Raw genomic sequence first — 24,064 nt, forward strand, 5'->3', positions numbered from 1 at the left:
CCCATGACCGACGCACTGCACTTCAAGCCCGCAGCCATCCCCCAGGCAGACACGCTTGATGGCCGTTTCATTCGCCTGGAAAAGCTCGACCCGGCGCGCCACGGCGACGACCTGTGGCAAGCGCTGCAAGGGCCGGCCTCGGACCCGTTGCTGTGGGACTACCTGCCCTATGGCCCGTTCAGCGAGCGCGCCGCCTTCGACCGTTGGTTGCAGGGCAATGCCGCTGGCCGCGACCCGCTGTTCTACAGCGTCATCGACCGCGCCAGCGGCCAGGCCCAAGGCCTGCTCGGCTACATGTCGATCGTGCCTGACCACGGCCGCTTCGAACTCGGCCACATCGCCTTCGGCGCCGCCATGCAGCGCACACCCAAGGGCACAGAGGCGGTGTACTTGCTGAGCAAGCTGGGTTTCGAGCTGGGCAACCGCCGGCTGGAGTGGAAGTGCAACAACGCCAATGCGCGCTCGAAGCGTGCAGCTGAGCGCTTCGGGTTTGTCTTCGAAGGGGTGTTTCGCAACCACATGGTGGTCAAGGGCCGCAACCGCGACACCGCGTGGTACTCGATTACCGATGAACAATGGCCGGCGCTGGCGCGCGGGTTCGAGCGCTGGTTGAGCGATCAAAACCAGCCGCCAGAGGGCCAGTTGCAGACACTCGAAGCCTGCCGCCAGGCTTGACAGCTCGCGGGCGATTCTACTGTTTTATGCAAGCCTGTTCTCGCCAGGCATACCTTCATGTGGCGAGCGGGCTTGCCCCGCGTTGGGCTGCGCAGCAGCCCTGAAAACTCAAGGGGCCGCTGCGCAGCCCAACGCGGGACAAGCCCGCTCGCCACAACTCTCCATCATTTCCCACAGGATTGGGTCCAGCCAGCAATGTCGCGGTTACCAACCACACATCTATCTGACCTGCCGATTACGCCGCACCACCCCCATTTGCAGCCCAAACGGCTTGAACACGGCGTTCAACGACTTGAGCGTCGGATTGCCTTCGCCCTGCTCGATCTGGATCAGCGTGCGCACCGACACTTTGCACATCTGCGCGAACTGGGTCTGCTGCATCTGCGCCACCTCGGTGCGCAAACGCCGGACCGCAGCGCCTAGTTCAAGGCTGCCGTCCGCAATGCCTTCACGGACACTATCGATAAGCAGCCCACGGGCTTGAATGGACATCGTCATAGCAACCCCCACTGAGCCATACAGCGGTCAAGCCGCCTCAACGCAATGGCCGGGTGGTCCATCACCGCATCTGAGAGCCCCAAGCCGGCAAGTACATCGGGCAATGCCAAAAGCTGCCGGGCATCTTCGCGCAGCCGCTGGAAGGCTTGCTCCGGGTCGATGAGTGGCGCAAGCGCGGCGCATGCGCCTGGCCAATTGATCTCGCCCGCCCGCTCAATCGGCGCGGGCCATTTTGTCGTGCGGGTAATCCCTTCCTGGTCCATTACCATTGGCGCGAGGTCATAGATCGGTGCTAGCCGAACCGCATCACGAGTCCGAATAATGGCGGTATTGCGCCCATGGTTATCCGCGTTGCCGAGGATCTTGTTGATAAGGTCTCGACGCAAATAGTCAGCGATCAACTCGGGCACCTGATCCGCCTGCCCAGCTTCGCGCCACACGTTGACCAGCTTTTCGAGCACCGCCACGTGCCCCATGCGACTGCCAGGCTCAGTGACACCACACAGTGCGTAAACCGACTCCACAGCAAGGCGCTTCACACCGTCGGCGCATGACTGGCGATCAAAGCGTTCCATCCACAAGCTGGGTTTGCTGCCCTCTTCCAACGCCATATGGGCGCTAGCCACTGTGTCGATGCCTATCTGCTGCAGCGCCTTGTAGTACAGATGCTCGGCACGCAGGATGTCCTGGTCATCAGCTAGCGCCTGATTTCTCGCAAACTTGATGAACCAATGGCGGCGAGCGCGTTCGTCGGCAAGCACCGCATCGGGATACAGCTGCCCGCTTCCGTCTTCAGTCATCAGCAGCTTGGGTGCCTCTCCACCCGCACCGGTGGCCCCGCCGATCGCTGCACCCTGTTCATAGGCGTACTCGAGAAAACGCTGATCACGGGCAACCACATCCTCGCGGCTGAAACCAATTGGGTCGGTGAGATCAAGCTGTTCGTAAGACTCCTTGACGCGCAGGTTGCCAATCGGGGCAGGCGTGGAGCGCCCCAGAAGATACAGATCGTCACCCATACCCGCAGGTTTCTCGCGGCCGATATGGCGAAGCAGAAACCGTTTTGCAGCCCCAGCCGGGGCGATGTCGTAAATAAAGGCGGGAGCATGCGGCAAGCGATGCGAACCAAAATCCACCGGCAGCGTGGCACTCACGGCCGCCGAGAACAGACTGTCATAGGCATGCGGGTTGGCTTTGACGTATTCAGCGATGTAACCGAAGTCACAAGGGCTAGCTAGGCTTTGCCCAGGCTCGCTGAAGGCTAGGACCATAGCGTCATGCCATTTGCCGGCGTCGTGGAGCTGAAGGGTTAATTTGTACATGCGCCACCTGCATTTTGCTGCAGTTACGGAAACAGAATAGTCGACCGTACTGCATTATAGTGCAGATTATAAGATGATATTTCTGTTTATTCTGCATTAAAATGCACTTTTCAGATCCTGACGAAGAGTTATCTGCAACATAGTGCAGATATGGACACGAAAAAAAGGGGAGCATGCGCCCCCCTGAGGTAAACCGTTTTCAGCCAAGGGCTTTGGAATCAGCCCTCGATCTCGATCAAGATCTCGCCCGGTGTCACGCGGTCGCCTTTGGCGACGTGGATGGCAACCACTTTGCCGGCGATGGCCGCCTGGACTTCGGTTTCCATCTTCATCGCCTCGGTGATCAGCACCGCTTGCCCGGCCTTGACCACATCACCTTCCTTGACCAGCACATCGACGATATTGCCCGGCATGGTGGTGCTGACGTGGCCCGGCTCGCTGGCCTGCTTGCGCTTGCTGCTGCCGCCGCCGACGAAGTCGTTGAGCGGCTCGAACACCACTTCTTCCGGCATGCCGTCGATGGACAGGTAGAAGTGGCGCTTGCCCTCCGCCTTGACCCCGACACCGGTAATGTCCACGCGGTAAGTCTCGCCGTGCACGTCGATGACGAACTCGGTCGGCACGCCCTCACCGCCCACCGAGGCCACCGCGCCGGCTTCCGGGATCGGCAGCAAGGCTTCAGGCGTCAGGCTGCCGGCCTCGCGCTCTTCGAGGAACTTGCGCCCGATGTCCGGGAACATGGCATAGGTCAGCACGTCCTCTTCACTGTGGGCCAACGCACCGATTTCGCTGCGCAGCTTGCTCATCTCAGGTTTCAGCAGGTCAGCCGGGCGTACGTCGATCACCTCTTCGCTGCCGATGGCCTGGCGCCGCAGCTGTTCGTTGACCACCCCCGGCGCCTTGCCGTAGCCACCTTGCAGGTACAGCTTCACCTCGTTGGTGATGGTCTTGTAGCGCTCGCCGGCCAGCACGTTGAAGAATGCCTGGGTGCCCACGATCTGCGAGGTTGGGGTCACCAGCGGCGGGAAACCCAGGTCTTCACGCACCCGTGGGATCTCGGCCAGCACTTCGCCCATGCGGTTGAGGGCGCCCTGCTCCTTGAGCTGGTTGGCCAGGTTGGAAATCATCCCGCCTGGCACCTGGTTGACCTGCACGCGGGTATCCACGGCGGTGAACTCGCTTTCGAACTGGTGGTACTTCTTGCGCACGGCATAGAAGTACAGGCCGATTTCCTGCAGCAGTTCCAGGTCCAGGCCGGTGTCGAACTCGCTGCCCTTGAGCGCTGCGACCATCGACTCGGTGCCGGGGTGGCTGGTGCCCCAGGCGAAGCTGGAGATGGCGGTGTCGATATGATCGGCGCCATTCTCGACCGCCTTGAGCTGGCACATGGCAGCCAGGCCTGCGGTGTCGTGGGAATGGATGAACACCGGCAGCGACTGCTCGGCCTTCAGCGCCTTGACCAGCTCGCCGGTGGCGAACGGGGTCAGCAGGCCGGCCATGTCTTTGATCGCCACCGAGTCGCAACCCATGGCTTCCATCTGCTTGGCCTGCTTCACGAAGGCGTCGATGGTGTGCACGGGGCTGGTGGTGTAGGCGATGGTGCCCTGGGCGTGCTTGCCAGCCGCCTTGACCGCCTCGATGGCCACGCGCAGGTTACGCACATCGTTCATGGCGTCGAAGATGCGGAACACATCGATGCCGTTGACCGCGGCCTTGGCGACGAAGGCTTTGACCACATCGTCGCTGTAGTGGCGGTAGCCCAGCAGGTTCTGCCCGCGCAGGAGCATTTGCAGGCGGGTGTTGGGCAGCGCGGCACGCAGCTTGCGCAGGCGCTCCCAAGGGTCTTCCTTGAGGAAACGCACACAGGCGTCGAAGGTGGCGCCACCCCAGACTTCCAGCGACCAGTAGCCGACCTTGTCGAGCTTGTCGCAGATCGGCAGCATGTCTTCGGTGCGCATGCGGGTGGCCAGCAGAGACTGGTGGGCGTCGCGCAGGATTGTGTCGGTAACAAAGATTTTCTTGGACATTGTTTTCTCCTTGTAGCGGCAAGCTTCTAGCTACAAGCCACACGTAAAAGCCGGTCTGCTTCTACTCGCAGCTTGCCGCTCGCAGCTTGCAGCTGCATTCAAAGGCCTGCGTGGGCGGCGATGGCGGCGGCGATGGCCAGGGCCAGCTCTTCGGGTTTGCGCTTGATCGAGTAGTTGGTCAGTTCTGGGTGGCTTTCGACAAAGCTGGTATTGAACTGGCCACTACGGAACTCCGGGTTACGCAGGATTTCCTGGTAATACGCGGCGGTGGTCTTGACCCCCTGCACGCGCATGTCGTCCAGGGCCCGCAGGCCTCGGTCCATGGCTTCTTCCCAGGTCAATGCCCAGACCACCAGCTTCAGGCACATCGAGTCGTAGAACGGCGGGATGGTGTAGCCGGTATAGATCGCCGTGTCGGTGCGCACGCCCGGGCCGCCAGGGGCGTAGTAGCGGGTGATCTTGCCGAAACTTGGCAGGAAGTTGTTCTTCGGGTCTTCGGCGTTGATGCGGAACTGCAAGGCGAAGCCGCGGTGCTGGATGTCTTCCTGCTTGATCGACAGCGGCAGGCCCGAGGCAATCCGGATCTGCTCGCGGACGATATCGATGCCGGTGATTTCCTCGGTGATGGTGTGCTCCACCTGCACCCGGGTGTTCATCTCCATGAAGTACACCTCGCCATCGGCGAGCAGAAACTCCACGGTGCCGGCGTTCTCGTAGTCCACCGCCTTGGCGGCGCGCACGGCCAGGTCGCCGATGTAGGCGCGCTGCTCCGGGGTGAGCTGCGGGCTTGGGGCAATTTCGATGAGCTTCTGGTTGCGGCGCTGGATCGAGCAGTCACGCTCGAACAGGTGCACCACGTTGCCGAAGCTGTCACCGAGGATCTGCGCCTCGATGTGCTTGGGGTTGACGATGCACTTTTCCAGGAACACTTCGGCGGAGCCAAAGGCCTTGGTGGCCTCGGAAATCACTCGAGGGAAGTTCTGTTCCAGTTCTTCACGGCTGTTGCAGCGGCGGATACCGCGCCCGCCGCCACCGGAGGTGGCCTTGAGCATGACCGGGTAGCCGATGCGCTCGCCTTCCTGCAACGCTTCATGGATGTCGGCCACGTTGCCTTCGGTGCCTGGCGTAACCGGCACACCGGCGGCAATCATGGTGCGGCGCGCTTCGGTCTTGTCGCCCATGCGGCGAATGACGTCGGCGGCCGGGCCGATGAACTTGATCCCGCGTTCGGCGCAGATGTCCGCAAGCTCGGCGTTTTCCGACAGGAAACCATAGCCCGGATGCAGGGCATCACAGCCGGTTTCGACAGCAAGGTTGACCAGCTTGCGCGGATTCAGGTAGCCGGCCAGCGGCTCGGCGCCAATGCTATAGGCCTCGTCGGCGCGCTTGACGTGCAAGGCATGACGGTCGGCGTCGGAATAGATCGCCACAGAGCGAATGCCCATCTCGGCGCAAGCCCGCACGATGCGGACGGCAATTTCACCCCGGTTGGCGATCAGGATTTTTTTTATCACTTGGATTCTTCCCAAAGCCCGTAGGAACAGACGACCCGGTTTTACCGGTCGGCGCGTGACCAGACGTTGCTGGCCAGTCGCACATTCACCCTAGCGCTGTGGGTTGATAAACAAAAATCAATATTTGTTGGGGGCAGTATTAGCAAAAGCTTATAGTTCGGTAACAAGGTTTTGCCAATGCCGGGGAAATTATGCGTAAGTCCTTGATGCGAATGACTTTACGTCAGCTGCAAGTGTTCAACGAAGTGTGTGACTTGCGCTCCTACAGCCGGGCAGCCGAAGAAATGTCGCTGACGCAACCCGCCGTAAGTCTACAGATCAGGCAGCTCGAAGAGCTGGTTGGCCAGCCGCTGTTCGACTACGTCGGCAAGAAGCTGTACCTCACCGAAGCCGCCGAGGCCTTGCAGCGCGCCAGCCGTGACATTTTCGGGCGCCTGGAGAACCTCGACATGCAACTCTCGGACATGCAGGGCTCGTTGCAGGGGCAGTTGAAACTGGCCATCGAGTCCAGTGCCAAGTACTTCGTGCCGCACCTGTTTGCCGCCTTCAAGCAGCGCCATCCCGAGGTCAACCTGACCCTGACCGTGGTCAACCGCGCCCAGGCGATACGCCGGCTGTCCGACAACCGCGACGACCTGACGGTAATGTCGATGGTGCCGCAGGACATGGGCCTTGAGTTTCTGCCCTTTCTGAACAACCCGATCATTGCCGTGGCGCCGCCGGATCACCCGCTGTGCCAGTTGGAACGCCTGCGCCTGCAAGACCTTGAGCCGCATACGCTGCTGGTGCGCGAGCAGGGTTCGGGCACGCGTAAGGCGTGCGAAGAGTTCTTCAAGGACAAGCGCGTGCACTTCACCCAGACCTTGGAAGTGTCGTCCAATGAAGCCCAGCGCGAGTGCGTGGTAGCCGGCCTGGGCATCGCCTTGCTGACCCGCCATGCCGTCAACATGGAGCTGACCACAGGCGTGCTCAAGGAGCTGCCGGTGGAGGAGCTGCCGCTGTACCGCAGCTGGTGCCTGGTGCAGTCGAAAAGCAAACGCCAGTCACCGGTGGCGCTGGCGTTTCAGGCGTTCATCCGCAGCGAACGGGCGCAGATCAGTGGGCTTGTTGAGCGTTTCTCGGGGAAATTGCCGCTGACGCCTGCCACACGTTGAGCGCTTGCAGGTCGGGGTAGTCGGCGATCTCGCGCAGCAATTGGCGTTGGTCGCTGTAGGTCTCGATGGCGCGGCGGAATTCCATGCGGCGATGGTCCTTTTCCTGCTGCTTGCGACTTTTGGCGGTGGGTTGATACGAACCGTCGATATCACGTGCCATGGCCTGTCTCCCAGAAAGGATGTGGGGAGCTCCAGACTGGCGTCAGGGGTTTACCGTTTGGTGTTCAAAGGATGACAGAACCGTGAAGTTTGCAGCGGACTGTGGGCTTGCGCTGTATCGACGCCGTTGCGCGGTCAACGTAGGAGCGGCCTTGTGTCGCGAAAGGGGTGCGACGCGCCCCCAGGATTTGTGCTTCAAGCTGAAATAGCCGGGGCCGCTTTGCGACCCTTTCGCGACACAAGGCCGCTCCTACACAAGGCCGCGCTGCTGGTAGACCAGGGCAACCTGAGGACCTCCCAAATCAGTCGTCCGTCGCCTTGATCGACTTGGGCGACAGGCGCAGGCTGCGCAAGCTGCGCTTGACGCTCTTGAGGTGGTTGACCAGGCTCGGCCCGCGCGCCATGGCGACGCCCATGGCCAGCACGTCGATGACCACCAGGTGCGCAATGCGCGAGGTCAGCGGGGTGTAGATTTCGGTGTCTTCATGCACGTCGATGGCCAGGTTGACCGTCGACAGTTCAGCCAGCGGTGTCTGGCTGGGGCACAAGGTAATCAGCGTGGCGCCGCTCTCACGCACCAGGTTGGCCGTGATCAGCAGGTCCTTGGACCGCCCCGACTGCGAAATGCACACCGCCACATCACCGGTTTTCAAGGTGACTGCCGACATCGCCTGCATGTGCGGGTCGGAATACGCCGCCGCGCTGAGCAGCAGACGGAAGAACTTGTGCTGGGCATCGGCCGCCACCGCACCGGATGCACCAAAGCCGTAGAACTCCACGCGCTGCGCCTGGGACATGGCCGTCACCGCCGCTTGCAGGGCCTGCGGGTCGAGGTGCTCGCGCACCTCCATCAGGGTATGCAGCGTGGTGTCGAAAATCTTCAGGCTGTAGTCGGCAACCGAGTCATCCTCATGGATGGCAAACTGGCCAAAACTGGCACCGGCGGCCAGGCTTTGCGCCAGCTTCAACTTCAGGTCCTGGAAGCCCGAACACCCGATCGCCCGGCAGAAACGCACGATGGTCGGTTCACTGATGCCCACGTTATGCGCAAGGTCCGCCATCGAACTGTGCATGACCGCAGCCGGGTCCAGCAGCACATGGTCGGCCACTTTGAGTTCCGATTTGCGCAGCAGGTGGCGCGATTGGGCGATATGTTGCAACAGATTCACGGGCGGGACTCGGTTATGATCGACTGGCCGGGATGTAGCTTTCTTGTAGTTATACTACATGCTTGCCAACCCGCCCAGTTAAACGAACGTGGAGAGTGGCGGTTTGACTATTCCTTGCGACATTCTGGTATTCGGCGGCACCGGCGACCTGGCCCTGCACAAGCTGCTGCCAGCGCTCTACCACCTGTACCGCGAGGCCCGCCTGCACAAGGCCGTGCGCATCATCGCCCTGGCCCGGCGGCCATTGCCGCGTAACGACTACATCAAGCTTGCCGAGCGCCACTGCCGCGCCCAGATCGCCCGCCAGGACTTCGACGAAGACGTCTGGCAGCGCTTCAGCGCGCGCCTGGACTACTTCCCCATGGACGCCGGGCAAAGCGCCGACTTCGGCCGCCTGGCACGCTACCTGGGCGAGCCTTTCGGGCTGACGCGTATCTACTACCTGGCTACCGCGCCCAAGCTATTCGTGCCGATTGCCAACCACCTGCGCATTGCCGGGCTGGCCGACAGCGAAGCACGCATCGTGCTGGAAAAGCCCATCGGCCACTCGCTGGAGTCGGCCACCGCCATCAACGAGGCGATTGGCGAGGTGTTCGCCGAGCGCCAGGTGTTTCGCATCGACCACTACCTGGGCAAGGAAACCGTGCAGAACCTCATGGCCCTGCGCTTTGCCAACGCCCTGCTAGAGCCGGTGTGGCGCAATAGCCAGGTCGACCATGTGCAGATCAGCGTGTGCGAAACCCTCGGCGTCGAGAACCGAGGCGCCTACTACGACCGCGCCGGCGCCACCCGCGACATGCTGCAAAACCATCTGTTGCAGCTGCTGTGCCTGGTGGCCATGGAGCCGCCGGCGGAGTTCGAAGCCGAGGCGGTGCGCGATGAAAAAGTGAAGATTCTGCGCGCGCTCAAGCCCATCACCGGCCAGAACGTGCAGGACACCACCGTGCGCGGCCAGTACCACGCCGGCAAGATCGGCGGCCAGGAAGTGCCCGCCTACTATTTCGAGAAAGACGTCGACAACGACAGCGATACAGAGACCTTCGTCGCCGTACAAGCGCACATCGACAACTGGCGCTGGGCCGGCGTGCCGTTTTACCTGCGTACTGGCAAGCGCATGGCGCGGCGCTCGTCGCAAATCGTCATCCAGTTCAAGCCGGTGCCCCACGAGCTGTTCAGTGGCGGGCAGGTCAACCAGTTGCTCATCCAGTTGCAGCCGGACGAACACATCAGCCTGCGCATGATGACCAAGAGCCCCGGTAAAGGCATGCGCCTGGCGCCGGTCGAGCTAGACCTGAACCTTGCCCAGGCGTTTGCCCAGACCCGCCGCTGGGAGGCCTACGAGCGCTTGCTGCTGGATGTGCTTGAAGGCGATTCGACGCTGTTCATGCGCCGCGATGAAGTGGAGGCGGCGTGGGCCTGGATCGACCCTATCCTGCAAGGCTGGGAGGAGCATTTTCAGGCACCTCGCCCCTACAGCGCCGGCAGCAACGGCCCGGAGCAAGCCAACAGCCTGTTGGCGCGCAACGGCCACGCCTGGCACAGTTAGTTCAGCCAATACTCGGCCGGCCGCTCCAGCAATGCCCTGAAGGTTGCCGGGTCGACGGGCCGGCTGATCAAGTAGCCCTGCACCTCGTCACAGCCGTGCTCGCGCAGGAACTGCAACTGCTCAGCGGTTTCGACGCCTTCTGCCACCACTTGCAGTTGCAGGCTCTTGGCCATGGCGATGATCGCCCGGGTAATGGCTGCATCCTGGCTGCCTTCGAGCAAGCCGCGAATGAACGCCTGGTCGATCTTCACGTAGTCCACCGGGAAGCGCTTGAGGTAACTCAGCGACGAATAGCCCGTGCCGAAGTCATCAATCGCCAGTTTCACCCCCAACTGGTGAAGTTGCTCGAAGGTGGCGATGATGTGGTCGACGCTGTCCAGCAGTTGGCTTTCGGTGAGTTCAAGCTCCAGCAGATGCGGTGCCAAGCCTGATTCCTCAAGCACCTGGCGCACCAGGCTGACCAGCTTGCCCTGACGTAACTGATACACCGACAAGTTGACCGAAACGCGGATTTCGAGCCCTTCACGGCGCCACTCACAGGCCTGCCAGCAGGCCTGGCGCAGCACCAGTTCGCCCATCGGCGCGATCAGCCCGGTTTCTTCTGCAAGCCCGATGAATTCGCTCGGCGGCACCATGCCCAATTGCGGGTGCTGCCAGCGCACCAAGGCTTCTGCGGCATGCAGGCGGCCGCTGCGCAGGCACAACTTGGGCTGGTAATACACCAGCAACTGGCGCTCGTCGATGGCCTTGCGCAACTGGGTTTCCAGTTGCAAGCGCTCAAGGGTGCTGGCGCGCAGGCTTTCGGTGTAGAACTGGAAGTTGTCGCCACCCAGGTGCTTGGCATGTTGCTTGGCCATATCAGCCTGGCTGACCAGCGCGTTGAGGTCGAAATTGCCATCAGCGAGCAGGCTGATGCCCACCGAGGAACTGATAACCACCTCGTGCCCGCCCAGCCGCTGCGGCACGCGCAGCTTGTCGAGCAGGCGCGTGGTGACGCGCACCAAGCTGGACAGGTTGGTATAGCCATCGAACAGAATGGCGAACTCATCGCCCGACAGGCGCGCCACCGTATCGGCCTCGGGCACCGCGTTGGCGATGCGCTGGGCCATCTTCTTCAGCAGTTGGTCGGCCACTTCATGGCCAAGGCTCTCGTTGAGCAACTTGAAGCGGTCCAGGTCGACATGCAGCAAGGCCAGGCTGCGGCCATTGAAACGCATACGCTGCGCGCCTTCGTGCAGGCGCAGGCGGAACAGCGCACGGTTGGCCAGGCCCGTGAGGTCGTCATAGTGGGCCAGGTAGCGCAGGCGCTCTTCGGACTCACGGCGCGCCGACAGGTCGGTGTAGAAGCCGACGATGCTGGCGACGCCGCCGCGCGCATCGCGCACGCTGTTGAGCTGCAGCCACTGCGGGTAGAGCTCGCCGTTCTTGCGCGCCTCGACCAGCTCGCCCTGCCAGCGCCCTTGCTGCTCCAGTGCCTGGTCGATGGCCTGGCTGTGGCGCCGCGCATCGCGGCTGCACGAAAGCTCCAAGGCGTTGCGGCCAATCAGCTCGGCGCGCCCGTAGCCGGTGACGTCGCAGAACGTCTGGTTGACTGCCAGCAACTGGAAGTCGGCATCCAGAATGGCAATGCCTTCGCTGGCCGCCTCGAATACCGTCGCAGCCAGGCGCTGCTGCTCTTCCTGCTGCTTGCGCGCCGACACATCCCGCCGGGTGCCGAGCATGCGCAGCACCCTGCCGTTGGCATCGCGCTCGACCGCTCGCCCCCGGTCCTCGATCCAGCACCAGTGGCCCTGCACATGCCGCACGCGGTATTCAACCTGGTAGTCCTCGGTACGGCCCTTGAGGTGTTCGACCACCGTGCGCCGCAGCATGGGCAGGTCATCGGGGTGCAAGCGCGGCTTGAGGTCGGCGCGCACCGAGCGCACCTGCTCGGCATCCAGGCCGAACAGGGCATGCAGTTGCGTGTGATGCACCTCGTCGGTTTCCAGGTTCCAGTCCCACAAGCCCAGTTCGCTGGCCTCCAGCGCCTGGGCCAGGCGCTGCTCGCTCTTGCTCAGGGCCTGGTTGGCGAGGTCCAGTTCGTGGCTGCGCTGCGCCACCCGCTGTTCCAGGCCCGCGTGCGCCTGGCGCAGTTCGTCCTCGGCCTGGCGGCGCTGGCGCACCTGGGCGGTGAGCTGGTGATTGAGGTGTTCGCCCTGGCGCTGGGCGCTTTGCAGATGCTCGATCAGCGACTGGTTCTGGAAGCGCCGCAGCAGGCCATGCTCGATCAGCCGATTGACCTGCCAGGCCACTACCATCAGCGCGCCCAGCAGAATCAGCCCGAGCCAGCCCCAGCCGCTCTGCTGGCCGGCGTCGTAAACGAACAGAAAGACGATCGGCGGCACCAGGCAGGGCAAGGCGAAGCTCAGAAACGCCGGCAGGCTCACCGCGTAGGCAACACTGGCCGAAAGCGCCGCCGCGCCAAGCAAGCCGAACACCCAAGCCTGCTGCACGAAGTTATCCACAGGTGCCAGGGCAATCGCCGCGCTGGCCAGCGTCAGCCCGCTGAACGCCGAGCCGCCAAGAAACATGCGCCTCCAACTGGGGCTGGCCTGGCGCGCCGCAGGCGCTGCCTCGAAGGCCGCCACCTGAACCACCCGCAGCACCACCAGCGCCACCAGCCAGACCAGCCACACGGAAACCTGCACATAACGCGCAGGCGCCCACAACAGCCAGGCGCAAAGCAGGCCGGTAAGCAGCATCAGCAAAGTGGGCAACAGCGAGCCTTGATAGAGCAGACGGGTGCGCTCGATCGAAAGCTCGGTGGCGTATTGCCTGCGAACGTTCGGTGACATCGGCGGCGATGTTCCGATCGCCATGCAATCCTGGGTCATAGGGCTCATTTCTGGTGGTGTTCTTGTTATGGCTGGCCGCACGAGCACGGAGAATACACAAGCGTCACGCCAGACCAAACTGCTCTGCGTCACGATTTCGAAAATGTATCGGCCGCCCCGACCAACCGCTCAACGGCGCCGCAGCCCAGCCCTTGGCGATGAACGGTAAAACGCCACCCGGGCGATTTGCGCAGGCCGCGTTTGCCCTGCCCCCTGTGCGGCCCTAGAATGGCCGGATGCCTACTGACGACCTCTCCCTCCTGCTGAACTCCCTCAACGACGCTCAACGCCAGGCCGTAGCGGCCCCGCTTGGGCGGCAACTGGTACTGGCCGGTGCCGGCTCGGGCAAGACCCGCGTGCTGGTGCACCGTATCGCCTGGCTGATCCAGGTCGAACAGGCCTCGCCGCATTCGATCCTGTCGGTGACCTTCACCAACAAGGCCGCGGCAGAAATGCGCCAGCGTATCGAACAACTGCTGGGCATCAACCCGGCCGGCATGTGGGTGGGCACCTTCCACGGCCTGGCCCATCGCCTGCTGCGCGCGCACTGGCAGGAGGCGGGGCTGGTGCAGAACTTCCAGATTCTCGACAGCGACGACCAGCAGCGCCTGGTCAAGCGGGTCATGCGCGAGCTGGGCCTGGACGAGCAGAAATGGCCGGCGCGTCAGGCGCAGTGGTTCATCAATGGGCAAAAGGACGAGGGCCTGCGCCCGCGCCACATCCAGCCAGGCGGCGACCTGTACCTGAGCACCATGCGCGATGTCTATGCCGCCTACGAACAGGCGTGCGAGCGCGCCGGCGTCATCGACTTCTCCGAGCTGCTGCTGCGCGCCCTCGACCTGTGGCGTGACCAGCCGGGCCTGCTGGAACACTACCAGCGCCGCTTCCGGCACATTCTGGTGGACGAGTTCCAGGACACCAACGCCGTGCAGTACGCCTGGCTGCGCCTGCTCGGCGCCGGGGGCCACAGCCTGATGGCGGTCGGCGATGACGACCAGTCGATCTATGGCTGGCGCGGCGCAAAAATCGAGAACATTCACCAGTACACTGCGGATTTCCCTGACGCCGAAATGATCCGCCTGGAGCAGAACTACCGCTCCACCGGCGGCATCCTCAAGGCCGCCAACGCCTTGATCGCCAACAACAGCGGGCGCCTGGGCAAAGAGCTGTGGACCGACATGGGCGAAGGCGAGCCCATCACGCTGTACGCCGCGTATAACGAGCACGATGAAGCGCGCTACGTGGTCGAGACCATCGAGAGCCTGATCAAGCAGGGCAATGCGCGCAACGAGATTGCCATCCTGTACCGCTCCAACGCCCAGTCGCGGGTCCTCGAAGAGGCGCTGCTGCGCGAGCGCGTGCCGTACCGCATCTATGGCGGCCAGCGCTTCTTCGAACGTGCCGAAATCAAGAACGCCATGGCCTACCTGCGCCTGCTCGAAGGCCGCGGCAACGATGCGGCGCTGGAGCGGGTGATCAACGTGCCGCCGCGTGGCATTGGCGAAAAAACCGTCGAAGCCATCCGCGACCACGCCCGCCACAGCCAGCTGTCGATGTGGGAGGCCATGTGCCAACTCATCGCCGCCAAGGGCCTCAAGGGCCGCGCCGCCAGTGCGCTGGGTGCGTTCATCGAACTGATCGAAAACCTTGCCGCCAAACTGGTGGACAGCCCGCTGCACCTGATGACCCAGACCGTCATCGAGCAGTCCGGCTTGATCATCTACCACCAGGAAGAAAAGGGTGAAAAGGGCCAGGCACGGGTAGAAAACCTTGAGGAACTGGTCAGCGCTGCGCGCAACTTCGAAAGCGCCGAAGAAGACGCCGACCTGTCGCCGCTGTCGGCCTTCCTTGGCCACGCCTCGCTGGAAGCTGGCGACAGCCAGGCCGACGAGCACGAAGACAGCGTGCAGCTGATGACCCTGCACAGTGCCAAGGGCCTGGAATTCCCCTATGTGTTCCTGGTGGGCATGGAAGAGGGCCTGTTCCCGCACAAGATGAGCCTCGAAGAGCCCGGTCGCCTTGAAGAAGAGCGCCGCCTGGCCTACGTGGGGATCACCCGGGCAATGCGCCAACTGGTGATGACCTACGCCGAAACTCGGCGCCTGTATGGCAGTGAGACCTACAACAAGGTGTCGCGCTTCGTACGGGAGATTCCGCCAGGGCTGGTGCAGGAAGTGCGGCTTTCCAATAGCGTCAGCCGTCCGTTTGGCGGCGCAAAGGCTGCGCCAAGCAGCATTTTCGCCAATGCCAACATCCCGCAGACGGCCTTCAACCTCGGCCAGCGGGTGCAGCATGCGGTGTTCGGTGAGGGCGTTATCCTCAACTTCGAAGGCTCTGGCGCCCAGGCCCGGGTGCAGGTGAACTTCGCCGAAGGCAGCAAGTGGCTGATGATGGGGTACGCCAAGCTCGAAGCGCTTTGAGCGCAACAGGGTTTTGCTCCGCCCAGGGTAGGAGCGGCCTTGTGCCGCGAATGGGCTGCTCTGCAGCCCCGGCGATTTTGCATGAGGCCGAGATCCTGGGGCCGCTACGCAGCCCTTCGCGACCCAAGGCCGCTCCTACGCCGGCCGAGGCGCTTGTGATGCAGAAATTTCCTACGCCGTTTAGGCAAAAATCCGAAACATGTTGTTGCTGGCCTTGTCTGCACCTTCATGTGCACCATGACGCGCGTGCAATTCACAAAATGGGAAACCCCAACTATGCAACGTTTTCTTAGCATCGCCTTGGCGCTCTGCGTCGGCCTGACGCTGAGCCTCGACGCCAACGCCAAGCGCTTCGGCGGTGGCAAGAGCTCGGGCGCAGCGCCAATGCACCAGACCCGCCAGGCCGCTCCGTCCACGCCTGCCGCCGCGCCAACCGCGCCTGGCCGCGCTCCGGCCGCTGCCAGTGGTGCCTCGCGCTGGCTCGGCCCGCTGGCCGGCATCGCCGCCGGTGGCCTGCTGGCCTCCATGTTCATGGGCGACGGCTTCCAGGGCATGCAGATCTTCGACTTCCTGATCATCGGCCTGATCGCCTTCCTGGTGTTCCGCTTCATCGCCGCGCGCCGTCGCCAGCAGCAGCCGCAACACGCCGCCGCCGGCCACGCCCCGTACCAGCGTGAAGTGCAGCCGCAAGCAGCACCGCAGTCGATCTTCGGCGGCTCCTCTTCGCAAGCCGCGGCGCCGGCTATCAACGCCCCGGCCTGGTTCAACGAAGCCAGCTTCCTGGCCGCTGCCCGTTCGCACTTCCAGTCGCTGCAGCAGCACTGGGATGCCAACGAAATGGACAAGATTGCCGAGTTCGTCACCCCGCAGATGCTCGACTTCCTGAAACGCGAGCGCGCTGACCAGGGTGATGGCTTCCAGTCCACCTACATCGATGACCTCGATGTGCAGCTCGACGGTGTCGAGGACCGCGCCGACAAGACCATCGCAACCCTTACCTTCCGTGGCGTGTCGAAAACCTCGCGCTTTGACCAAGGCGAAGTGTTCAGCGAAAGCTGGCACATGGAACGCGCACAGGGCGAAAACCAGCCTTGGCTGCTGGCCGGTATCCGCCAGAACGCTTGATTGCAGCACGTTGTCCATAGAACCCCGGGCCTGTCCCGGGGTTTTTGCTTTTGCCAGAGTCGGCTACTAGGGTATAACGCGCAGCGTTGTCATCAAGGCTAGAGGATGTGAACCGTGGAAGAAGTGATTGAACAACTCCGTGAAGCGAACGAACCGGTGCCTGTACCGCTGGAGCTTCCCGACGAGGACCAACTGGTCGAGATCGAAGAACAGCTGTTCATCAACATCCCCTTCGTGTTCAAGGAATACCTGCTCACCGTCAGCGATGTGGTCTATGGCAGCCTGGAACCGGTGACCGTGACCGACCCGCAGTCGCACACCTACCTGCCGGATGTGGCGTCCAACGCCTGGGACAGCGGTGTACCGCGCGAGCTGATCCCGATCTGCCAGGACGGCGAGGACTACTACTGCGTCGAAGAAGACGGCACCGTGGTGCTGTGGTCGGGCGAGGAAGAAATCGTCACCGAAGAGACTTGGGAATCGGTGTGGCACTGGGCGCGGGATGTCTGGCTGGAAAGCTGAACACCCCCAAGGCCGTCCGCACAATGCCGTCGCCAGGCTTCAACGGCCTGGCGACGCGTTTGCTCAGTGCGTATGGTCGCGGCTGTTCTCCAGTGTTTCCAGCAGGGCAATCTGCATGCGCGTATGAACGCGGATGAACCAGCGCCACAGCACCGCCACCACCCCCGCCGCTACCACCACGATCACCAGCAGCAGTTCGCTGGTTGGCAGAATGCTGGCCGAAAGCGCCGACAGCAGCAGGAAGATCACCAGCAGCGAGATCAACGGGATCACTTCGGCCACTACACGCCGAACCCGCTGCGTATGCCGCCCCGCCATTTCCGGCTTGACGCCCATCTCTGCCAACAGCATCGACAGCGCCTTGAGCTTGCGATACGCCGCAATCAGGAACGGCAGCGACAGCAGCAAGGCCGCGCCCCAGATCATTGCCTTCTGCTGGCCGACATCACCCAACCACTCGCTCAGTTGCAAGCCGATACGCTCGGCAAAATAACCGCCGCTGAAGAAGATCGCGATCACCAGCGCCAGGTTGACGCCCACCTGCAACAAAATGCGCCTGATCATCGCCGCCAGCATGGCGCCCTCACCTTGGGGCTGAATACTGCGCAGCCATTCGCCGTAAAGCGACAAGACCCGCGACAGGCGGCTTGGCACCACCTTGCCCAGGCTGATCGACAGCGGGTCGGCGGCGCGGATCAAATAGGGTGTGAGCAGCGTGGTGATGACCGACACGGCCACCGCCACCGGGTACAGGAAGTCGCTGGTGACCTGCAGGGTCATGCCCAACGCGGCGATGATGAAGGAAAATTCGCCAATCTGTGAAAGGCCCATGCCCACCCGCAGCGAAGTGCGCCCGTCATTACCGGCAATGAACGCGCCCATGCCGCACGAAAGCATTTTGCCCAGCACCACCGCAAAGGTGATGACCACGATCGGCCAGGCATATTCGACCAGAATGCTCGGGTCGAGCATCAGGCCGATGGCGACGAAGAAAATTGCGCTGAACAGGTCGCGAACGGGTTCGATCAGGCGCTCGATTTTCAGCAACTGGCGCGATTCGGCCATGATTGCGCCAATCAGGAAGGCCCCCAGCACCATGCTGTATTCCAGCTTGACCACCAGCAGGCAGAAGCCGAAGCATAGCCCCAGCACAGTGATCAGCAGCATCTCGTTACTTTCAAACTTGGCCACGTAGGCCAACAGGCGCGGCACCAGCAGGATGCCGATGACCAACGCGACGATCATGAACAGCGACAGCTTGCCGACGGTGGAGAACACTTCGCCCGAGCTGACCGTGCCACTGACCGCGATGCCCGATAGCAGCGCGATGATGCCGATGCCGAGGATGTCCTCGACGATCAGCACGCCGAAAATCAACTGCGCGAAGCGCTCGTTTTTCATCTTCAAGTCGTTGAGCGCCTTGACGATGATGGTGGTCGAGGAAATCGCCAGGATAGCGCCGAGGAACAGCGAGTCCATGGTATTCCAGCCGAACCAGCGGCCGATCTCGAAGCCGATCCAGATCATCAGCACGATTTCGAGGAAGGCGGCGATGAAGGCCGTGGCACCCACCTTGAACAGCTTGCGCAGGCTGAATTCCAGGCCCAGGCAGAACATCAGGAAGATCACCCCCAGCTCGGCGAGGGTCTTGATAGTGTCTTCATCGTGGATCAGGCCGAACGGCGGCGTGTGCGGGCCGATAATGAACCCGGCAACGATGTAGCCCAGTACCACGGGCTGCTTGAGACGATGAAAAAGGATGGTCACCACGCCGGCGACCAGCATTATCACGGCCAGATCCTGGATGAAACTTATGGCATGCATGGCGTGAATACTCCTTGTCTCGATGCACGGACCGACCACTCCTCGGCCAGAAACGCTGGCGCATGAAGCAGACACATACTGTAGTGATAAGTGGAAAAGCCCACGTTGCGTGGGCTTTGTCAGGTTAACATCGCGCCTGACCGCACATTGCCTGTGCAATATGCGGAAACAGATCCGCCGTCTGTACAGCGTAGACGGCAGGGTCAGCGTGACGATGGAGCGTCAGCCGACGTCCCGTACCAGGATGGGCAACCTCAAAGAGGGGAACCAGAAGTGTCAGCAGATACCAGCCCCGTTTCAGCGCAATTTCACCGTGAGCTCTCTATGGAACCTGGAAACGCCCAGTTGTCGATGACCGTCCTGATGACCCCGGACATGGCCAACTTCTCTGGCAACGTACACGGCGGCACCCTGCTCAAGTACCTGGACGAAGTGGCCTATGCGTGCGCCAGCCGTTATGCCGGCAGCTATGTCGTGACGTTGTCCGTGGACCAGGTCATTTTCCGCGAGCCTGTGCATGTGGGTGAGTTGGTGACCTTCCTGGCCTCGGTCAACTACACCGGCAACACCTCGATGGAGGTGGGTATCAAGGTGGTGACCGAGAACATCCGCGAGCGCTCGGTGCGCCATTCCAACAGCTGCTTCTTCACCATGGTTGCGGTGGACGACAACCGCCGCCCGGTCCCGGTGCCACCGCGCCAGCCGCTCAACAGTGAAGAGAAACGGCGCTTCTTGCAGGGCCAGCAGCGCCGCCAGATCCGCCAGGAACTGGAGCAGCGCTACCAGAACCTGAAGACCGACTCGATCTGAGCGGACTACCCACTGTAGGAGCGGCCTTGTGTCGCGAAAGGGCTGCGCAGCAGCCCCAGTAGCTGCGCATCATGCAGAATCGCTGGGGCCGCTACGCGCCCCTTTCGCGGCACAAGGCCGCTCCTACAAGAGACCGCGTCGATTGTGAGGTTTTTCAGATCGCCAGGCGCTGCGCCTCGAAGCGCACGCGCGGGTGGGCGATGCGGTCCTGGGCCCGCACCAGTTGTAGCTCGTAGCTGGTGCAGGCCTGGGTTTCCAGCAGTACCTCGTGCACAGCCGCGGCGGTGAACTCGAACGCTTGCAGCCAGTCGTCGCCCAGCAGCACGCGCGCCAGGAACAGGCCTGAAGTCAGGTCGCCAACGCCCACCGGCTGGCGCGGGAAGGCCAACAATGGGCGGCGCAGGTGCCAGCTGCCTTCGCCCGTCACCAGCAGCATTTCAAAACTGTCGTCGGCGCGGCCGGGGTAGTTCAGGTGTTTCACCAGCACCACCTGCGGACCGCGGGCCAGCAGGCTGCGGGCCATGGCCACGCAGTCTTGCAGCGACTGCGCACGGCGCCCGCAGAAGCTGTCCAGCTCAAGCTGGTTGGGGCACAGAATGTCGGCCTGCGCTGCCGCTTCATCGAGCAGGAACGTGCCTACTTCAGCCGGCACGATGCAGCCCTTCTCGGCGTGGCCCATCACCGGGTCACACAAGTACAGCGCCTTGGGGTTGGCCGCCTTGATGCGCGCCACCCCGGCAAGAATCGCCCGGCCCTGTTCGGCGCTGCCCAGGTAGCCCGACAGCACCGCATCACAGTTGCCCAATTCGCCGATGTTGCAAATGCCTTCCACCAACGCAGGAATTTGCGCCGGAGCAAGCACTTCGCCCGCCCACTGTCCATACTGTGTGTGGTTGGAGAATTGCACGGTGTTGAGCGGCCAGACATTGACCCCGACCCGCTGCATGGGAAACACCGCGGCGCTGTTGCCGGCGTGCCCGAAGACGACGTGGGACTGGATGGCGAGCAGGTGCGGTGTACGTTTCATGCAGATAATTCCGAAACTGTGAACAAATAGGCGGGCCGCAGTATGAACCCGAATGCCACCTGTACGACAGGCCAGAGACGCAGTTAAGCTGGATCGACCTGTCTGGAGCTAACGCAAATGCTGACCCTGGAAAACCTTTTCGTCCTGATGCTGGTGGCGGCCGCAGGCGCCTGGCTGTGGCACAACCATGGGCTGCGTGAAAAGGCCCTGGCGCGGGTCAAGCAGCATTGCGCCAAGCTCGACCTCGAACTGCTCGACGATGCCGTGGCGCTCAAGCGCATCGGCTTTGTGCGCGATGCCAATGGCCGCAAGCGCCTGGCGCGCATCTACAACTTCGAGTTCACCGTGACCGGTGAGCAGCGCCACCCAGGTACCGTGACCCAGTTCGGCGCCCACACCATGCAGATCGAACTGGCGCCCTACCCGTTCGAGATCAAGACCCCGCCGCGCACCGGCAATGTTATCGAGATGCAGCAGTGGCGTCAGGAGCACAACCGCTGGGGCAATTGAACGTCAGCCCAAACGGCAGGCAGCCAATGCCGCCTGTAAAACCGGCAATGGCTGCTGCTCGGCGAAGATAAGCTCAAGCCGGGAGTCCTGCCGCCATTCGCTGGGTTGCCAAAGGGCGTCGCTGCCGGGCACGGCATTGAACGACTGCCAACCGTCACCGCTGTGGATAACCCCTTTGGCCCGCTGCCACGGCCACTTATTCAAGGCATCACGCAGCAACTGTGCATCGAAGCGCTGACTGGGGTGCCAGCGCCAACCCACGCTCCAACCGCCTTCACCTAGCTGTGCCTGGCAGATCGGCTGGTCAACATCTGTCCACAGGGCCGGCATACTGCCTTGCAGGTTGTCCACAGGCAGATTTTCCACACCTGGCGAGCGAGTTGCACCTGTGGAAAAGCCCGGCACAAGATTCAGCGGCAGCTCACCATTTTCGGTCCAGTAGGCCGCAACGTCGGCGAACCTGTGGGTTATCAACAGGCGGCTGTGCTCATTCACGGCACGCGACTTGTTGAACACCAGCAACGCACAGGCGGGCAATGCAGCCTGCTGCGCATCGGGCAGCGGCTCACCCCTGGCCAGAGCCTGGGCATCGAGCACCATCAGCAGCGGCTGCACAGCCAGCACACCGGCCCAAGGGGCCTGCGCCAGTTGCATCAACAGCTGGTGCGGATGGCCGAGCCCGGATGGCTCGATGAACACGCGGTCAGGGCGTGCCTTGCGCAGCAGTCGGCCCAGGCCCACCTGGAATGGCATGCCGTTGACGCAGCACAGGCAGCCACCCGCCACTTCGCCAATGGCGATGCCGTCATCGCCCTGCGCCATGAGTGCTGCGTCCAGGCCGATCTGCCCGAACTCATTCACCAGCACAGCCCAACGCTCACCCGCTGGCCGTTGTGCGAACAACTGGCGGATCAGGCTGGTCTTGCCAGCGCCCAACGGGCCGGCGATGACATGGGTGGGGATGTTCTGCAGCATGGCCTTGGTTTCGCCTCAGGTTTGGCGCCAGTCTACCCCGCGCCAATGCCTATGGGTGACCGCGCTTCATGCCAGCCAGTCCAGGCTCAGCAGCAAGCGCCGCTCGCCGGCTGGGGTTTGCGGCGACCTGTGGACAACGCCTGCACCTTCGTTGCCCTGCCATTTCTCGCCTTTGAGCAGCGCCACATCACCCGGCACCAGCTGCCTTATGTTATCCACAGGCGGCAGTTGGCTGGCCAAGTGCTGGCGATCAATCGCACCCTCTTCCAGCCATTCACTGCCTGCCCCGCTGTAGGTGCTGAGCAACCGCAGCGGTACATGGTCGACGTGAAAACGCGGGCACATCGCGCCATCGAGCACGCGCAGCCGCAGCCCCACCCGGCGCGCCCCGACGAGGCAGGTGTAGGCGGATATCAGCCAAGCCACATCGGCGACGAAGCTCTCATAGCCATACAGTTCCGCCGCCTCGCGCAGCAGGCCGGGCAGTTGCGGTGGCTGCTGCTCGTCTACCTCGATAACCCGTTCGTCGGCAAAGGTGTGGCCCAGGCTGAGCACCAACGCGGAAAAGTCCTGCACCTGAACGGGCAACTGCCGCTGCCACACCGCCAGGTTGACGCCGTCACGCAGGATGTCGGTCATTACCTGAGGCGAGGGGCCGAAGATGTGCGAGATATCCACAGCCGTCATGCAGCCACCTCTTCGAACCACGGGCCGAACGGGTCAGGCAGTTCGCGCCAGGCCTGCGGGCCCAGCACCATTTCTGCTTCGGTCAACAGGCACGCGTCCAGCTCTGTGGATAACTTGGCAAAGTCGATGTTCTGCCCGATGAATACCAGCTCCTGGCGGCAATCGCCGGTCTCGACCGCCCACTGCTTGAGGATGGCAGCGGTGCTTTCTTCGTCCTGTGGCCAGTGCTCGCGGGGAACGAACCGCCACCAGCGCCCGGCCATGCCATGGCGCATCATGCCGCCAGCCTGGGACCAACTGCCCGCCTCCTCGTACTTGCTGGCCAGCCAGAAGAACCCTTTGGAACGCAGCAACCGGCCGTTGCTCCACGGCCTGTTGATAAAGTCGTAGAAGCGCTGCGGGTGCAGGGGCCGGCGCGCCTGCCAGGTGCTGGCGGCGATGCCGTACTCTTCGGTCTCGGGCACGTGTTCGCCGCGCAGCTCCTGCAGCCAGCCCGGCGCTTGCGACGCCTGGTCAAAGTCGAACAGCCCGGTATCGAGGATGCGCGACAGCGCTACTTCGCCCATTACCATCGGCACGATTTGCGCACGGGCGTTGAGGCTGCGCAGGATAGCCGTCAGTTCCTCGCGCTCGTGCTGGCTGATCATGTCGATCTTGCTCAGCAGCAGCACGTCGGCGAACTCGACCTGTTCGATCAGCAGGTCGCTGATCGAACGCTCGTCATCCTCACCCAGGCTCTCGCCACGGCTGGCCAGGCTGTCGGCGGCCTGGTAATCGCGCATGAAGTTCAGCCCGTCGACCACCGTGACCATGGTGTCGAGCCGCGCCATATCGGAAAGGCTGCGGCCTTGTTCATCGCGAAAGGTAAAGGTTTCGGCCACCGGCAGCGGCTCGGCGATGCCGGTGGACTCGATCAGCAGGTAGTCGAAGCGGCCTTCTGCGGCCAGCCGCGCCACCTCTTCGAGCAGGTCCTCGCGCAGGGTGCAGCAAATGCAGCCATTGCTCATCTCTACCAGTTTTTCCTCGGCGCGGTTCAGGCTGACGTTGCGCTGCACCTCGCTGGCATCGATGTTGATTTCACTCATGTCGTTGACGATCACCGCAACCCGCAGATCTTCGCGGTTGCGCAGCACATGGTTGAGCAAGGTGCTTTTGCCGGCGCCGAGAAAACCGGACAGCACGGTGACAGGAAGACGGTTGGGCATTGACGAACCTCATCGGGCAGGC

General features: G+C 62.7%; 20 protein-coding genes. 8 read left to right on the top strand and 12 right to left on the bottom strand.

What is annotated here, in order from left to right; all coding sequences use genetic code 11:
- The first annotated feature begins 3 nt into the window (after positions 1-3).
- Complete coding sequence (locus tag HU719_RS11840; protein WP_186518634.1) at positions 4-675, top strand: GNAT family N-acetyltransferase; 672 nt, start codon at positions 4-6, stop codon at positions 673-675.
- 219 nt (positions 676-894) lie between these two features.
- Here HU719_RS11840 and HU719_RS11845 read toward each other — a convergent pair whose 3' ends face one another.
- The 4 genes from HU719_RS11845 to HU719_RS11860 all read right to left on the bottom strand — a co-directional run bounded on the left by HU719_RS11845 (position 895) and on the right by HU719_RS11860 (position 6,036).
- Positions 895-1,173 carry a helix-turn-helix domain-containing protein gene (locus tag HU719_RS11845; RefSeq protein WP_186518632.1) on the bottom strand — a complete coding sequence of 93 codons (279 nt, stop codon included), beginning with the start codon at positions 1,171-1,173 and terminating at the stop codon, positions 895-897.
- Positions 1,170-2,495 (bottom strand): type II toxin-antitoxin system HipA family toxin, encoded by a 1,326-nt coding sequence (locus HU719_RS11850; protein WP_186535208.1) that lies wholly within the window; start codon positions 2,493-2,495, stop codon positions 1,170-1,172. Before HU719_RS11850 ends, HU719_RS11845 begins: the two co-directional genes overlap by 4 nt.
- A 218-nt stretch (positions 2,496-2,713) precedes the next feature.
- Positions 2,714-4,522 carry a sodium-extruding oxaloacetate decarboxylase subunit alpha gene (gene oadA, locus HU719_RS11855; RefSeq protein WP_186518628.1) on the bottom strand — a complete coding sequence of 603 codons (1,809 nt, stop codon included), beginning with the start codon at positions 4,520-4,522 and terminating at the stop codon, positions 2,714-2,716.
- A gap of 98 nt (positions 4,523-4,620) precedes the next feature.
- The gene (locus tag HU719_RS11860) at positions 4,621-6,036 is read right to left on the bottom strand and encodes an acetyl-CoA carboxylase biotin carboxylase subunit (RefSeq protein WP_186518625.1); all 1,416 of its coding nucleotides are present in this window, start codon (positions 6,034-6,036) and stop codon (positions 4,621-4,623) included.
- Positions 6,037-6,227: 191 nt separating this feature from the next.
- On the opposite strand from HU719_RS11860, the gene HU719_RS11865 reads away from it, so the two are divergent.
- Entirely contained in the window at positions 6,228-7,190 is a 963-nt protein-coding gene (locus tag HU719_RS11865) for a LysR family transcriptional regulator (RefSeq protein WP_186535209.1), read from the top strand.
- Here HU719_RS11865 and HU719_RS11870 read toward each other — a convergent pair.
- Both HU719_RS11870 and hexR read right to left on the bottom strand, forming a co-directional pair.
- Positions 7,132-7,350, bottom strand: coding sequence for a PA3496 family putative envelope integrity protein (locus tag HU719_RS11870; RefSeq protein ID WP_186518621.1), 219 nt, complete (start codon positions 7,348-7,350; stop codon positions 7,132-7,134). The genes HU719_RS11865 and HU719_RS11870 overlap by 59 nt on opposite strands.
- A 301-nt stretch (positions 7,351-7,651) precedes the next feature.
- Positions 7,652-8,518 (bottom strand): transcriptional regulator HexR, encoded by an 867-nt coding sequence (gene hexR, locus HU719_RS11875; RefSeq protein ID WP_186518619.1) that lies wholly within the window; start codon positions 8,516-8,518, stop codon positions 7,652-7,654.
- Between the two features lie 103 nt (positions 8,519-8,621).
- Between hexR and zwf the strand changes: the two genes are divergently transcribed.
- Positions 8,622-10,064, top strand: coding sequence for a glucose-6-phosphate dehydrogenase (gene zwf, locus HU719_RS11880; RefSeq protein WP_186518617.1), 1,443 nt, complete (start codon positions 8,622-8,624; stop codon positions 10,062-10,064).
- Here the strand turns inward: zwf and HU719_RS11885 are convergent.
- Complete coding sequence (locus tag HU719_RS11885) at positions 10,061-12,937, bottom strand: putative bifunctional diguanylate cyclase/phosphodiesterase (RefSeq protein WP_437179675.1); 2,877 nt, start codon at positions 12,935-12,937, stop codon at positions 10,061-10,063. The genes zwf and HU719_RS11885 overlap by 4 nt on opposite strands.
- A gap of 236 nt (positions 12,938-13,173) precedes the next feature.
- Here HU719_RS11885 and uvrD point away from each other — a divergent pair, with 236 nt between their 5' ends.
- The 3 genes from uvrD (at position 13,174) to HU719_RS11900 (ending at position 17,004) form a co-directional block, all read left to right on the top strand.
- On the top strand, positions 13,174-15,357 hold the full coding sequence (gene uvrD / locus HU719_RS11890) for a DNA helicase II (RefSeq protein ID WP_186518613.1): 2,184 nt from the start codon (positions 13,174-13,176) through the stop codon (positions 15,355-15,357).
- Positions 15,358-15,633: 276 nt separating this feature from the next.
- Positions 15,634-16,482: a Tim44 domain-containing protein gene (locus HU719_RS11895; RefSeq protein ID WP_186535210.1), complete on the top strand. Its 849-nt coding sequence runs from the start codon at positions 15,634-15,636 to the stop codon at positions 16,480-16,482.
- A gap of 114 nt (positions 16,483-16,596) precedes the next feature.
- On the top strand, positions 16,597-17,004 hold the full coding sequence (locus HU719_RS11900; RefSeq protein ID WP_186518609.1) for an SMI1/KNR4 family protein: 408 nt from the start codon (positions 16,597-16,599) through the stop codon (positions 17,002-17,004).
- A 63-nt stretch (positions 17,005-17,067) separates the two neighbouring features.
- Here the strand turns inward: HU719_RS11900 and HU719_RS11905 are convergent, their stop codons facing one another.
- Complete coding sequence (locus tag HU719_RS11905; protein WP_186518607.1) at positions 17,068-18,828, bottom strand: cation:proton antiporter; 1,761 nt, start codon at positions 18,826-18,828, stop codon at positions 17,068-17,070.
- 324 nt (positions 18,829-19,152) lie between these two features.
- Between HU719_RS11905 and HU719_RS11910 the strand changes: the two genes are divergently transcribed.
- Positions 19,153-19,638 (top strand): acyl-CoA thioesterase, encoded by a 486-nt coding sequence (locus HU719_RS11910; protein ID WP_186518605.1) that lies wholly within the window; start codon positions 19,153-19,155, stop codon positions 19,636-19,638.
- Positions 19,639-19,792: 154 nt separating this feature from the next.
- Here the strand turns inward: HU719_RS11910 and pdxY are convergent, their stop codons facing one another.
- Positions 19,793-20,665 (bottom strand): pyridoxal kinase PdxY, encoded by an 873-nt coding sequence (gene pdxY / locus HU719_RS11915; protein ID WP_186518603.1) that lies wholly within the window; start codon positions 20,663-20,665, stop codon positions 19,793-19,795.
- Positions 20,666-20,782: 117 nt separating this feature from the next.
- Here pdxY and HU719_RS11920 point away from each other — a divergent pair, with 117 nt between their 5' ends.
- Positions 20,783-21,175 (top strand): DUF3301 domain-containing protein, encoded by a 393-nt coding sequence (locus HU719_RS11920; protein ID WP_186518601.1) that lies wholly within the window; start codon positions 20,783-20,785, stop codon positions 21,173-21,175.
- A 3-nt stretch (positions 21,176-21,178) separates the two neighbouring features.
- Here HU719_RS11920 and HU719_RS11925 read toward each other — a convergent pair whose 3' ends face one another.
- The 3 genes from HU719_RS11925 to zigA all read right to left on the bottom strand — a co-directional run bounded on the left by HU719_RS11925 (position 21,179) and on the right by zigA (position 24,042).
- Positions 21,179-22,150 (bottom strand): CobW family GTP-binding protein, encoded by a 972-nt coding sequence (locus tag HU719_RS11925; RefSeq protein ID WP_186535212.1) that lies wholly within the window; start codon positions 22,148-22,150, stop codon positions 21,179-21,181.
- A 66-nt stretch (positions 22,151-22,216) separates the two neighbouring features.
- Positions 22,217-22,837: a DUF1826 domain-containing protein gene (locus HU719_RS11930; RefSeq protein ID WP_186535213.1), complete on the bottom strand. Its 621-nt coding sequence runs from the start codon at positions 22,835-22,837 to the stop codon at positions 22,217-22,219.
- Entirely contained in the window at positions 22,834-24,042 is a 1,209-nt protein-coding gene (gene zigA / locus HU719_RS11935) for a zinc metallochaperone GTPase ZigA (RefSeq protein WP_186535214.1), read from the bottom strand. The genes HU719_RS11930 and zigA overlap by 4 nt, the downstream gene beginning before the upstream one ends.
- Between the last annotated feature and the right edge of the window lie 22 nt (positions 24,043-24,064).

The sequence above is a fragment of the Pseudomonas farsensis genome (assembly GCF_014268805.2).
GTDB classification, from domain to species: domain Bacteria; phylum Pseudomonadota; class Gammaproteobacteria; order Pseudomonadales; family Pseudomonadaceae; genus Aquipseudomonas; species Aquipseudomonas farsensis.